Here is a 12,977-nt window from a genome sequence, read left to right as displayed (position 1 = left end):
TGGTGGCCCCCAGGTGCACATAGCGCTCGGCCTCGGGTACGCCGCTGGCGATCACCTTGCCCAATGCTTTCACCAGCGGGATTGCCGAATTGCCCGCAGTGGCAATGGCATTGGCCAGCGCGCCAACGTCATAACGCTCGGCGTGGCACGCCGCTTCGATGGCCGCCACCGCGCTGTGCGGGACCAGCCCGGCAGCGGCTTCGGCTCGGGCCAGCGCCGCTTCGAAATCGAGCATGCCCTGCAGGCGGCCGCGGTCGGAAAACACCTCGCGCATGGCAGGCGCCGTGAAGTAGGCGTCGAACAGTTGGTTGCTCATGCAACTTCCTTAATCATCATGGTGCAGGTACGCCGCCTGCTTGGGCAGGCGCAGGCTGAACAGGAACGCGATCGCCATCATCGCCGTCACGTACCAGTAGAAGGTGTTTTCCATACCCAGGGTCTTCAGGCCCAGGGCCACGTATTCGGCTGAACCGCCAAATATCGCGTTGGCAACCGCGTAAGCCAGGCCGACGCCCAGCGCACGCACCTGCGGCGGGAACATCTCGGCCTTCACCAGGCCGCTGATCGAGGTGTAGAAACTGACGATACACAACGCCAGGGTGACCAGCACGAAGGCCATGAACGGGCTGCTTACAGTCTTCAGCGCCATCAGCAACGGCACCGTGAACAGCGTACCCAGCGCACCGAACAGCAGCATAGAGTTACGTCGGCCGATACGGTCGGAGAGCATACCGAAGAACGGCTGCATGACCATGTACAGGAACAACGCACCGGTCATCACGAAACTGGCGCTCTTCGCCGACATGCCCGCGGTATTCACCAGGTACTTCTGCATGTAGGTGGTGAAGGTGTAGAAGATCAGCGAGCCGCCGGCGGTATAGCCCAGCACGGTGATGAAGGCTGCCGTGTGGTGACGGAACAGGCCCTTGATAGACCCTGCGTCCTTGTCCTGGCGGGTTTCGGCGCTGCTGGTCTCGTGCAGCGAGCGGCGCAGCATCAGTGAGATCAGCGCGGCGATGGCACCGACCACGAACGGAATACGCCAGCCCCAGGCGCGCAGTTCGTCTTCGGTCAGCAGCTGTTGCAGGATCACCACCACCAGCACCGCCAGCAACTGGCCGCCGATCAGGGTGACGTACTGGAAAGAGGCAAAGAAGCCACGTTGCCCGCGCAGGGCGACCTCGCTCATGTAGGTGGCCGTGGTGCCGTACTCACCCCCCACCGACAGGCCCTGGATCAGGCGGGCCAGCAACAGCAGCGCCGGGGCCCAGGCACCGATGCTGGCATAGGTGGGCAGGCAGGCGATCATCAGCGAGCCGAAGCACATCATCAGCACCGAGATCATCAGGGAATTCTTGCGACCATGGCGGTCAGCCAGGCGACCGAAGATCCAGCCACCGATGGGGCGCATCAGGAAGCCGGCCGCAAACACACCTGCCGTGTTCAACAGCTGCACGGTGGGGTCGTCGGAGGGGAAGAACGCCGGGGCGAAGTAGATCGCGCAGAAGGCATAGACGTAGAAGTCGAACCATTCCACCAGGTTGCCTGAAGAGGCACCGACGATAGCGAAGATGCGCTTGCTGCGTTCTTCGCCGGTGTAATAGGTTGAGGTCATGACGGTTTTACTCCAGGAGGGTTCCAGATAAGTCTAGACATACCTGGTAACACACTCGTTCCGCTATCGGGCTGGCAATTGGCCTTGAGTCGAATGTACCGGCCCCTTCGCGGGTAAACCCGCCGCCACAGGTCAACCTTGTGCAGTGGGCAACGCTTTTCCTGTGGGAGCGGGTTTACCCGCGAAGAGGCCGGTACAGTTCAAACCCGTTCGATGGCCAGCGCCAAACCTTGGCCGACGCCCACACACATGGTCGCCAGGCCCTTGCGCCCACCGCTCTTTTCCAGCTGGTGAAGCGCCGTCAGTACCAGGCGCGCACCGCTCATGCCCAGCGGGTGGCCCAGGGCGATGGCGCCGCCGTTGGGGTTCACCTGCGGCGCATCGTCGGCCACACCCAGCTCACGCAGCACCGCCAGGCCTTGGCTGGCGAAGGCTTCGTTGAGCTCGATCACATCGAAATCACTCACTGCCACGCCCAGGCGCTCGGTCAGCTTGCGTACCGCCGGCACGGGGCCGATGCCCATCACCCGCGGTGCGACACCGCCACTGGCCATGCCCAGCACTCGGGCACGTGGGGTCAGGCCATGTTTCTTCACCGCGTCGGCCGAAGCCAGGATCATTGCCGCCGCACCGTCGTTCACGCCCGAGGCGTTGCCGGCGGTGACGGTCTTGTCCGGGCCGTTGACCGGCTTGAGCCTGGTCAGGGCCTCAAGCGTGGTTTCGGGACGCAGGTGCTCGTCGCGCTCGACGATGGTTTCGCCCTTCTTGTGCACGATCCGCACTGGGACGATTTCTTCGGCAAAGAAGCCAGCGGCCTGGGCGGCGGCGGCTTTCTGCTGGCTGCGCAGGGCAAAAGCGTCCTGGTCAGCACGCGAAACCTGGTAATCATCGGCCACGTTGTCGGCGGTTTCCGGCATGGAGTCCACACCGTACTGGCTTTTCATCAGCGGGTTGATGAAGCGCCAGCCGATGGTGGTGTCTTCGAGTTTCATGTTGCGCGAGTAGCCGCTTTCGGCCTTGCCCATGACGAACGGAGCCCGCGACATCGATTCGACGCCGCCGGCAATCACCAGCTCCATTTCGCCGCTGGCGATGGCACGGAAGGCGGTGCCGATGGCATCCATGCCCGACGCGCACAGGCGGTTCAGGGTAACGCCCGGGATGCTCTCTGGCAGGCCGGCCAGCAGCAGCGCCATGCGTGCCACGTTGCGGTTGTCTTCACCGGCCTGGTTGGCGCAGCCGAAGAACACTTCGTCAACCTGGTCCCACTGTACGCCAGGGTTGCGCTCGATCAGCGCCTTCAGCGGCACCGCCGCCAGGTCGTCGGCGCGCACACCGGCCAAGGCGCCACCGAAGCGGCCGATGGGGGTACGGATGGCATCACAGATGAATACATCGTGCATCAGGCTTCTCCTGCCAGTCGGCCGTGGGCCGCGGCGGTATGGGTTAGGGGGTGTCTGCAGAGTGTCGGCCAAGCCGGGCATTTGCGGACATCTGGAGGCTCCTGGTCAGGGTGCTTCGATGCGCTCAGATTAAGGAGGGTGGCGGGTAGCTTACAATCCGATAATCGACTATTTGGGCGGTTATCGAACCATTTGTTGTCCTGCTATTCATTTCCATTTGGAGCTGCTGCGCAACCCATCGCGACGCAAGGCCGCTCCGACAGGGCCGGAGCGGCCTCAAAGCTTCAGGTTGCGTCAGCGTGGCTCACCAGCCCCTTCACGATCACACCTACCGCAGCAAGCCCGGCGGGTACCAGCAGCGCCGTCAGCACCTGTTCGAAATTCCAGCCCAGGCCCAACAGCGTCGCGCCACTCCAGGCCCCGAGGATTGCACCAAAGCGGCCGATGCCGAGCATCCACGATACACCCGTGGCACGGCCCTGGGTCGGGTAGAAGCGTGCCGCCAGCGAAGGCATCGCCGACTGCGCACCGTTCACGCACATCCCGGCAATCAGCACCAAGGTCGCCAATAGCGTGATGTTGCCCAGGCTTTGCCCAACGGCGTAGGCAAATACACCCGCAAGCAGGTAGAAAATGCCGATCACTTTGTGCGGATTGAAGCGGTCCATGGCCCAGCCCACGCCGACGGCACTGAGGACACCACCAAACTGGAACAACGCACCGATGAACGCGGCCTGCTCCATGCTTGCGCCGCTGTCGCGCATCAAGGTTGGTAGCCAGCTGGTCAGCAGGTAGACGATCACCAGGCCCATGAAATAGGTCAGCCACAGCAATACGGTCCCCAGGCCGTAGGTACCGGAGAAGATCACCGCAAACACGTTGCGCGCGGCCACGGCCTTCTGTTCCGGCACGCTGAAGCTGCCGGCCTCGGCCACCACCTGCGGTGCGATTGGCGCCAGGGTCTTGCGTATCTTGTCTGTGCCTCGGTTGCGTACCACCAGAAAGCGCGCCGACTCTGGCAGCCAGACCATCAGCACCAGCGCCAGCAGCAACGGCAGTACCCCGCCGATGACCAGCAGGCTGTGCCAGCCGTAGGCGGGGATCATCTTGGCCGATATGAAGCCACCACCGGCCATGCCCAGGTTGAAGCCGCAGAACATGCTGGTCACCAGCAGCGACTTGAGGCGTTCAGGGGTGTATTCAGACAGCAGCGTGGTGGCATTGGGCATGCCGGCGCCAAGGCCCAGGCCAGTCAGAAAACGCAGCACCAGCAGTTGATCGACGTTGCTGGCATAGGCCGAGGCCAGGCTGAAACCGCCGAACACCAGTACCGCGCCCACCAGCACGCCCTTGCGGCCAAAACGGTCGGCCAGCGGCCCGGAACCCAAGGCACCGAACACCATGCCGATCAATGCGGCGCTCATGACCGGGCCGAGGCTGGCCCGGTCGATCCCCCACTCCTGCGACAGGGCCGGGGCGATGAAGCCCATGGCGGCGGTGTCCAGGCCATCGAGAAAGACGATCAGGAAGCACAGCAACACGACCCGCCACTGGTAGCGGGACAAAGGCTGCTGATTGATAAACGACTGGACGTCGAGGCTTTTGCCGACGTTGCTTTGCGCGTGGTTCATTGTTGTTATCCAGAATGAAGGGCACAGCCAGGCCACTGCACGCGGGTAGCCGGCACAGAAAGCGATGAATAGGTAATGTGGCCTGCGTCAGCCTGGATACAACGGTACTGCATGCGGGTGCGGCCGCAGCAGCGAGGGGACAGTATTCATGGTATGTGCCTCTATGTTTTTCTTGTTCGGTCGGCACAGCCGACCGTTGCGAGAGACATTAATCAGCGGGCGCGCTGGACGCAATTCACCCGGAACGACACTGTGCGTTTATCGCACAGGAAAGGGTTTTACCTGTTCGGACCCAGGGCCGCTTTGCAGCGCGTCGGCCTCAGCCGAACAACTGATGGCAAAGGTCCCGGCTGGCCGCCAGCAGAATTGGCAAGAAGCGCTGCTCCAGCTCACTGCGCGTCACCCGTCCCACATGGGTACTTACATTCAGGGCCGCCAACACCTGCCCGGAAGCGTCATAGATCGGCACCGCAATCGAGCGCAGGCCCTGCTCCAGTTCCTGGTCGACCACGCACCAGCCCTGTGCACGCACCTGCTGAACGCAGGCGAACAGCGACTCCGGGTCATGCAGGGTACGGCTGGTGCGCGCCTTCAGGTCGGCACGCTCCAGGTACTCACGCAGGCTGGTGTCGTCCATGGCCGCCAACAGGATGCGCCCCATCGACGTGCAATAAGCCGGCAAGCGCCCGCCCACCGACAGGTCGACCGAAATCAGCCGCTCCACCGTGGCCGAACGGGCTATATAAAGAATGTCGTCGCCTTCCAGCGTGGCCATGTTGGCCGCTTCATGCAGCTGGTCGCTGATGCGGTCCAGATAAGGCTGGGCAGAGATGGCCAGTGGTGTGGACGAAAGGTAGGCATGCCCAAGGGTCAGCACTTTGGGCAGTAGCGAATACGTGCGCCCGTCGGAGGTGGCATAACCCAACTTGATCAACGTGTGCAGGCACCGACGCACTGCCGCGCGAGGGATCTCGGTACGGTGGCTGATCTGGGCGATGGTCAGGTGGCGCTTGCGCTCCTGGAAAGCCTGGATCACCGCGAGGCCACGTGCCAGCGAGGTCATGAAATCCGGGTCGCCGGTAAAGGCCTGGATACGCTTGGCCGGGGACGCCACGATTGGCGGCGCCATGGCAGCCGAAGCAGGCCGTTCCGCCTCCGGGTTGCCCGAATCGCTGCCCAAGGTTTCGTCACTCATCGCACACCTCAAAAAAAACGCCGGTTCGTGCGATTATCGAACAAACGACCGATAATCGCAATTGACCGCTGACACTTTTGCTTATACCTTTCTCGTGCCACTTGTGGCTTCTTTGGAGAGACTGGTCAGGTACCCACCGTAGAAGTCCCCAGGCAACGGCCTCGCCTTTCGGCGAGGCCGTTTTTCGTTAAGGCCGCACCCGCCCATAGCGACGAACTTTTGCCGCTCTTGCGTTTCAACATCTACGCAAGCTTCCTGGTTAACGGACACTGTTGATTAATTGCGTCTGATGATGTCAGGGCGGAGTAAATAACGATGTTCGCCGAATTATCGGTTGCTATAATCGAATGTGCCGGCCACAACGCTGGCGTTGCCTATGCACGTTGCACGATGCATAACTACAGTGATCAACACTTCATTCAGGTACTACATGTGACGAAAGATGAACTGCGCGCGGAACTCGAGCGCCAGGCTGAACGTTACAAGGATGTTTACGGTGGTGAAGTCACCACTTACGCCGCACAACCGGAACCGGAACGCAAACCCTGGCGCAAGCGTGCCAGCGTGCGCGACCAGGCGTTCAGCCAGGAACTGGAACGTATGGAAAAGGAACAGCGCAGCGACGCTCCCTGACCCCGGGGCCACGCCAGCGCGTCGTCGCCCGGCCAGCCCGGGCGCGGTCGATTTTTACTGCCAGGCCTCACATGAAATGGAATTTCACAAATTTCATACAACTGTTTGAATAATGGCCAGTCGGATTTTTCCTTGCTTTAACACCTTTTTTCGCTATTTTTCGCGTTTTTTAGCAGACATTACCCTGCCCTTCTGCACCGCACTGCAAATTACGTTCCGCCCACGAAGATCGATATCGGTCTGCACCGGGTGCATCGATTGCCAACATTTTCTGGCATAATCCCGCCCCCCTAAGACCGCCAGACAACCTTCATGATCGATTTATTCAGCGGACTGGATGCCTGGGTGTTGGTGAGCCTCCTGCTCGCCTTGACCTTCGTACTCGCCTTCGAGTTCATCAATGGCTTTCATGACACCGCCAACGCGGTAGCTACCGTCATCTATACCAAAGCCATGCCACCGCACCTCGCCGTGTTCTTCTCCGGCGTGTTCAACTTCCTTGGCGTGCTGCTTGGCGGTGTGGGGGTGGCCTACGCCATCGTGCACCTTCTGCCGGTCGAGCTGCTGATCAATGTGAACACCGGACACGGCCTGGCCATGGTCTTCTCGTTGCTGGCCGCGGCCATCACCTGGAACCTGGGCACCTGGTACTTTGGTATCCCCGCCTCCAGCTCGCACACGCTGATCGGCTCCATCCTCGGCGTCGGCCTGGCCAACGCCCTGATCAACGACATCCCACTGGGCGACGGCGTCAACTGGCAGAAGGCGATCGATATCGCCATGTCACTGGTGGTCTCGCCAATGGCCGGCTTTGCCGTTGCCGCCCTGGTGTTGCTCGGCCTGAAGTGGTGGCGCCCGCTGTCGAAGATGCACAAAACCCCCGAGCAGCGCCGCAAGCTCGATGACAAGAAGCACCCGCCGTTCTGGAACCGCATGGTGCTGGTGGTTTCGGCCATGGGCGTGAGCTTCGTGCACGGCTCCAACGATGGCCAGAAAGGCATTGGCCTGATCATGCTGGTGCTGATCGGTATCGTGCCGGCCAAGTTCGTGCTCGACCTGAACAGCACGACCTACCAGATCGAGCGTACCCGCGACGCCACGCTGCACATGAGCCAGTTCTACCAGCGCAACGCCAGCACGCTGGGCGAGTTCCTGGCACTGGGCAAGGCCAAGTCCAGCGACCTGCCAGAGCAGTTCAGCTGCAACCCGCAGCAGACCGAGCCGACCATCGCCGCGCTGCAGTCCTCGCTGCAGGGCGTGACCGACTACCACAGCCTGGATGCCGACAAGCGCGTCGAAGTACGCCGCTACCTGTTGTGCCTGGATGACACGGCGAAGAAGGTTGGCAAACTGCCTGGCCTGGACGCCCGTGAAAAGGCCGACCTGGAAAAACTGCGCAAAGACCTGACCGCTACCACCGAATACGCCCCGTTCTGGGTGATCGTGGCCGTTGCCCTGGCCCTGGGCCTGGGCACAATGGTCGGCTGGAAGCGCGTCGTGCTGACCGTTGGCGAGAAAATCGGCAAGCAGGGCATGACCTACGCCCAGGGCATGTCGGCACAGATCACTGCCGCCTGCGCCATCGGCATGGCCAACGTGTTCGCGCTGCCGGTATCGACCACCCACGTGCTGTCGTCCGGCGTTGCCGGCACCATGGTTGCCAACAAGAGCGGTCTGCAAGGCGGCACCGTGAAGACCATCCTGCTGGCCTGGATACTGACGCTGCCCGCATCGATGGGCCTGGCGGCCGGCCTGTTCTGGCTGGCGTCCAAAGCCATTGGCTGAGTGATGCAGCAATAGATCAAGGCGCCTTCGGGCGCCTTTTTCATGCTCGCTGGTCCTGTGAAGAGGCATAGGCAAACTAGCGCTTCTTGCCCCCCAACAATGACCCCATCAAACCGCGCACCAACTGCCGGCCCAACTGGTTGGCCGCCTGGCGCACTGCCGACTTGATCGCCTGCCCCGCCGCCCCCTGCAGAAACTCGCCGGCCTTGTCGGCAAAGCTCTCTTCATCAGCCTTGGGCTGCGGCGCCGGCTCCACTGCCTCGCCCTTGCGCTGGGTCAGCATTTCATAGGCCGATTCACGGTCCACTGGTTTGTCATAACGCCCCGCCAGCGGCGAAGCGGCAATCAGCGCACTGCGCTCGGTTGCACTCAACGGCCCGATCCGCGACTGCGGCGGTGCTATCAGCACACGCTGCACCATGGCCGGCGTGCCCTTCTCTTCCAGCGTACCTACCAGCGCCTCACCGATCCCCAGCTCGGTCAGCACCGCCAGGGTGTCGAGCGCCGGGTTGGGGCGGAAGCCATCGGCCACCGCCCGCAGGGATTTCTGTTCCTTGGCAGTAAACGCCCGCAAGCCGTGCTGGATACGTAACCCCAACTGGGCCAGCACAGCATCCGGCAAGTCCCCCGGCGACTGGGTGACGAAGTACACCCCCACCCCCTTGGAACGGATCAGCCGTACCACCTGCTCCAGACGCTCCTGCAACGCCTTGGGCGTACCGTTGAACAGCAAGTGCGCTTCATCGAAGAACAACGCCAGCACCGGTTTGTCGGCATCGCCGCGCTCGGGCAACTGCTCGAACAACTCGGCCAGCAGCCACAACAGGAAGGTCGCATAGACCTTGGGCGCCTCATGCACCAGCCGGCTGGCATCCAGCAAGTGGATGCGACCACGGCCGTCCGCGTCCGGTCGCAGCAGGTCCTCCAGTTGCAACGCCGGTTCGCCGAACAAAGCCTCGGCCCCTTGCTGCTCCAGAGTTGCCAGGCGGCGCAACAAGGCCTGGGTAGACCCCGAAGTCATCAGCGCGCTGTCTTCGCCAAGCATTTGCGGGTTGTCTTTCAGGTGCGCGAGCAGCGCTTTGAGGTCCTTGAGGTCGAGCAGTAGCAAGCCTTCGCGGTCGGCCACCTTGAATGCCGCATACAGCGCCGCCTGCTGGCTGTCTGTCAGCTCCAGCAAGTTGCCCAGCAACAGCGGCCCCATTTCACTGAGGGTGGTGCGCAGCGGGTGGCCGGACTGCCCGGCGATATCCCACAAGCTTACCGGGTACGCGCGGGGCGTATGCCCCAGCCAGGGCATGCCGGCAATGCGCTCTGCTACCTTGCCCTGCGGCGCACCGCTTGCCCCCAGGCCGCAAAGGTCGCCTTTGACGTCAGCGGCGAACACCGCCACCCCGGCGTCGCTGAACACTTCCGCCAGGTGCTGCAGGGTAACGGTCTTGCCAGTACCCGTCGCACCCGCTACCAGACCGTGACGATTGGCCAGCCGCATGGCTTGCCCGACGGGTTGGCCTTCCGGGCCTGCACCTACAACGATGGTCGAAGATTCCGACATCTCTTTAATCCTCTGCTCAAGCTTTGGCTTAATTCGGCCGATACCCGTGGGTGATATTCGCCTTAAATAGAGAGGAACAACCGAAAAGGGACTTTTCGGCATGTTGCACGGCCTTGCCGCTCCACTCGTGCGAACGCCTGATATAAAACCTTAGCGGAACCGATTACGCCATGAACAAAAGCCTTCGTTTCAGCCACAAGATTCTTTTCGCAGCATCACTGATCGTGATACTCGCCTTCAGCCTGTTCACCCTCTACAACGATTACCTCCAGCGTAATGCGATCCGCGAGGACCTGGAAAACTATCTGGCTGAAATGGGCGCCTCCACTTCGACCAACATCCGCAACCTGTTCGAAGGCCGTATCAAACTGGTGGAGAACCTGGCGCAGAACATTGCCCAGGACCCGGCCAATGCGGAAAACCTGATGGGCCAGAATGCGCTGATTTCCAGCTTCCTTACTGTATACCTGGGCAAGGTCGACGGCGGCTTCAGCGTGCGCCCGGATACGAAAATGCCCGACGGCTACGACCCACGCCCGCGCCCCTGGTACAAGGACGGCATGAACGCCGCCGGCGCAACCCTGACCGAGCCGTACATCGACATGACCACCAACAAGATGGTCATCGGCATCCTCAGCAAGGTGTCCAGCAGTGTCGGCGTGGTGGGTGGCGACCTGGCCCTGGACGGGCTGGTGCAGATCATCAACTCGCTGAACTTCGGCGGCATGGGCTACGCCTTCCTGGTCAACGACCAGGGCAAGATCCTGGTGCACCCGGACCAAGACCTGGTGATGAAATCGCTCTCCGATCTGTTCCCCCAGCACACCCCCCGATTGACCGGTGAGCTGACCGAAGTGCAGAGCGAGGGCCAGACCCGGCTGCTGACCTTCACCCCGATCACCGGGCTGCCGTCGGCCAACTGGTACATCGGCCTGTCGGTGGACAAGGACAAAGCCTTCGCGATGCTCAGCACCTTCCGCACCTCGGCAGTGATTGCCACGGTGGTGGCGGTGGTGATCATCATCGGCCTGCTTGGCCTGCTGATCCGCGTGCTGATGCAGCCGCTGCACACCATGACCCGTGCCATGGAAGACATCGCCGAAGGCGAAGGCGACCTGACCAAGCGCCTGCGCATCCATAACCACGACGAGTTCGGCATCCTGGGCAGCGCCTTCAACCGCTTTGTCGAGCGCATTCACAGCAGTATCCGTGAAGTGTCCTCGGCCACCGAGCAGGTCAACGAAGTGGCCCTGCGGGTGATGAGCGCCTCGAACTCGTCGATGACCAATTCCGATGAGCAATCCAACCGCACCAACAGCGTGGCCGCCGCGATCAACGAACTGGGCGCCGCCGCCCAGGAAATTGCCGGCAACGCCGCCCAGGCCTCGCAGCACGCAAGCTCGGCGCGGCTGCTGGCCGAAGAGGGCCAGCAGGTGGTAGAGCGCAATATTGCGGCGATGAACCGCCTGTCCGACCTGATCGTCAGCTCCAGCGCGCACATCGAGACGCTGAACAACAAGACCGTCAACATTGGCCAGATCCTCGAAGTGATCACCAGCATCTCCCAGCAGACCAACCTGCTGGCGCTGAACGCCGCCATCGAAGCGGCCCGTGCCGGTGAAGCCGGCCGTGGCTTTGCGGTGGTTGCCGATGAAGTGCGCAACCTGGCACACCGCACCCAGGAGTCGGCGCAGCAGGTGCAGACCATGATCGAAGAGCTGCAGGTTGGCGCTCGCGAGTCGGTCGAGACCATGGACCAGAGCCAGCGCCACAGCCAGGACAGCGTGCAGATCGCCAACCAGGCCGGCGAACGCCTGGACAGCGTCACTGTGCGCATCGGCGAGATCGACGGCATGAACCAGTCGGTGGCCACCGCCACCGAAGAGCAGACCGCCGTGGTAGAAGCGATCAACATGGACATCAACGAAATCAACATGCTCAACCAGGAAGGCGTGGAGAACCTGCAGGCCACCCTGCGCGCGTGCACCGACCTGGAGCAGCAGGCTGGCCGGCTGAAGCAGCTGGTGGGCAGTTTCCGCATCTGACAGCGTCGCCTGCAGGGCTGGAGTTCTTGCTCCAGTCCTGCCACCCAACCCGATCGAACAAACTATCCTTCACACAGGTCAACTTTAAGGCGCGTCATCGCCGGCTCATAACCGCCGGATGACAGACCCGAAGACGATCCCGGAGGGATGCTGATCGTGCACATTGCCGACATCACCATGTTCTACGCCCCCGCCAGCGGCGGCGTACGTACCTATCTTGATGCCAAACACCGCCGCCTCGATGCCATCCACGGCGTACGCCACAGCCTGCTGATACCCGGTGCCAGTGCCCAGCACGGCGACGGTATCTATCAGGTACCTGCCCCTCCCCTGCCATTCGGCAAAGGCTACCGCTTCCCGCTGCGACTGGCGCCGTGGTGCAACACGCTGCGCACGCTCAAACCCGACCTGATCGAAGTCGGCGACCCCTACCTGACCGCCTGGGCAGCGCTCGAAGCCCGTCGCCAGCTCGACGTACCGGTGATCGGCTTCTACCATTCCGACCTGCCGCTGCTGGTCAGCAACCGCATGGGCAACTGGTTCACCCCCAATGTCGAAGCCTATGTCAGCAAACTGTATGGCAATTTCGACCGGGTGCTGGCCCCTAGCCAGGTAATGGCCGACAAACTTCGCCGCCTGGGGGTGCGCGACGTACATGTGCAACCCTTGGGCGTAGACCTGACCACTTTCAACCCCGAGCAACGCGACCCGCGGCTGCGCGCCGAACTGGGCATTGCCGACACCAGCCGCTTGCTGATTTATGCCGGCCGCGGCTCGCGCGAAAAGAACCTGCCCGTGCTGCTCGACTGCATGCAGCAGCTGGGCCGCCCCTATCACCTGCTGCTGGTGGGTTCGAATATGCCCGCCAACGTGCCGCGCAACGTCAGCGTGATCAACCGGTTCTGCCCGGCGCCTGAAGTGGCCAGGCTGATGGCCAGCGCCGACCTGCTGGTGCACGCTGGCGACCAGGAAACCTTCGGCCTGGTGATTCTCGAAGCGATGGCCAGCGCTACACCGGTGGTGGCTGTGCGCGCCGGGGCTTTCAGTGAAATCGTCAACGAACAGTGCGGGCGCTTGTGTCGCCCCAACGATGGCCAGGCCATGGCGGCGGCCGTGCG

10 protein-coding genes and 1 pseudogene are annotated in these 12,977 nt (G+C 62.4%); 5 read left to right on the top strand and 6 right to left on the bottom strand.

Annotation, left to right across the window (positions count from 1 at the left end):
- From HP546_RS16640 to pcaR, 5 genes are all read right to left on the bottom strand, one after another.
- On the bottom strand, positions 1-316 hold a 316-nt coding region (locus tag HP546_RS16640; protein WP_256678488.1), incomplete at its 3' end, for a lyase family protein.
- A gap of 9 nt (positions 317-325) precedes the next feature.
- Entirely contained in the window at positions 326-1,615 is a 1,290-nt protein-coding gene (locus tag HP546_RS16635) for an MFS family transporter (RefSeq protein WP_172227507.1), read from the bottom strand.
- Between the two features lie 200 nt (positions 1,616-1,815).
- Entirely contained in the window at positions 1,816-3,021 is a 1,206-nt protein-coding gene (pcaF, locus tag HP546_RS16630) for a 3-oxoadipyl-CoA thiolase (protein WP_172227513.1), read from the bottom strand.
- 281 nt (positions 3,022-3,302) lie between these two features.
- Positions 3,303-4,649: an MFS transporter gene (locus HP546_RS16625; RefSeq protein WP_172227505.1), complete on the bottom strand. Its 1,347-nt coding sequence runs from the start codon at positions 4,647-4,649 to the stop codon at positions 3,303-3,305.
- 319 nt (positions 4,650-4,968) lie between these two features.
- Entirely contained in the window at positions 4,969-5,844 is an 876-nt protein-coding gene (gene pcaR, locus HP546_RS16620; protein ID WP_372242438.1) for a pca regulon transcriptional regulator PcaR, read from the bottom strand.
- A 432-nt stretch (positions 5,845-6,276) separates the two neighbouring features.
- On the opposite strand from pcaR, the gene HP546_RS16615 reads away from it, so the two are divergent.
- Together HP546_RS16615 and HP546_RS16610 are read left to right on the top strand one after the other, a co-directional pair.
- Complete coding sequence (locus HP546_RS16615) at positions 6,277-6,477, top strand: hypothetical protein (RefSeq protein ID WP_172227509.1); 201 nt, start codon at positions 6,277-6,279, stop codon at positions 6,475-6,477.
- 312 nt (positions 6,478-6,789) lie between these two features.
- Positions 6,790-8,262 (top strand): inorganic phosphate transporter, encoded by a 1,473-nt coding sequence (locus HP546_RS16610; protein ID WP_172227503.1) that lies wholly within the window; start codon positions 6,790-6,792, stop codon positions 8,260-8,262.
- Between the two features lie 76 nt (positions 8,263-8,338).
- Here HP546_RS16610 and HP546_RS16605 read toward each other — a convergent pair whose 3' ends face one another.
- Positions 8,339-9,814: a helicase HerA-like domain-containing protein gene (locus HP546_RS16605; protein ID WP_172227501.1), complete on the bottom strand. Its 1,476-nt coding sequence runs from the start codon at positions 9,812-9,814 to the stop codon at positions 8,339-8,341.
- A 170-nt stretch (positions 9,815-9,984) separates the two neighbouring features.
- Here HP546_RS16605 and HP546_RS31855 point away from each other — a divergent pair.
- From HP546_RS31855 to HP546_RS16595, 3 genes and pseudogenes are all read left to right on the top strand, one after another.
- Positions 9,985-11,001, top strand: a pseudogene (locus tag HP546_RS31855) (cache domain-containing protein); the annotation flags it as partial.
- A 72-nt stretch (positions 11,002-11,073) separates the two neighbouring features.
- The gene (locus HP546_RS31850; RefSeq protein ID WP_372242439.1) at positions 11,074-11,859 is read left to right on the top strand and encodes a methyl-accepting chemotaxis protein; all 786 of its coding nucleotides are present in this window, start codon (positions 11,074-11,076) and stop codon (positions 11,857-11,859) included.
- A 147-nt stretch (positions 11,860-12,006) separates the two neighbouring features.
- On the top strand, positions 12,007-12,977 hold a 971-nt coding region (locus tag HP546_RS16595; protein WP_172227497.1), incomplete at its 3' end, for a glycosyltransferase family 1 protein.

Origin of the sequence: Pseudomonas sp. CM25, assembly GCF_013179705.1 — a bacterium.
Taxonomy (GTDB): domain Bacteria; phylum Pseudomonadota; class Gammaproteobacteria; order Pseudomonadales; family Pseudomonadaceae; genus Aquipseudomonas.
This window is presented reverse-complemented; position numbering and strand designations above follow the sequence as displayed.

Coding starts and splice junctions, on each gene's coding strand:
- HP546_RS16635 (WP_172227507.1), bottom strand. CDS start 1,615: ATGACCTCAACCTATTACACCGGCGAAGAACGCAGCAAGCGCATCTTC.
- HP546_RS16625 (WP_172227505.1), bottom strand. CDS start 4,649: ATGAACCACGCGCAAAGCAACGTCGGCAAAAGCCTCGACGTCCAGTCG.
- pcaR (WP_372242438.1), bottom strand. CDS start 5,844: ATGAGTGACGAAACCTTGGGCAGCGATTCGGGCAACCCGGAGGCGGAA.
- HP546_RS16610 (WP_172227503.1), top strand. CDS start 6,790: ATGATCGATTTATTCAGCGGACTGGATGCCTGGGTGTTGGTGAGCCTC.
- HP546_RS16605 (WP_172227501.1), bottom strand. CDS start 9,814: ATGTCGGAATCTTCGACCATCGTTGTAGGTGCAGGCCCGGAAGGCCAA.
- HP546_RS31850 (WP_372242439.1), top strand. CDS start 11,074: ATGAGCGCCTCGAACTCGTCGATGACCAATTCCGATGAGCAATCCAAC.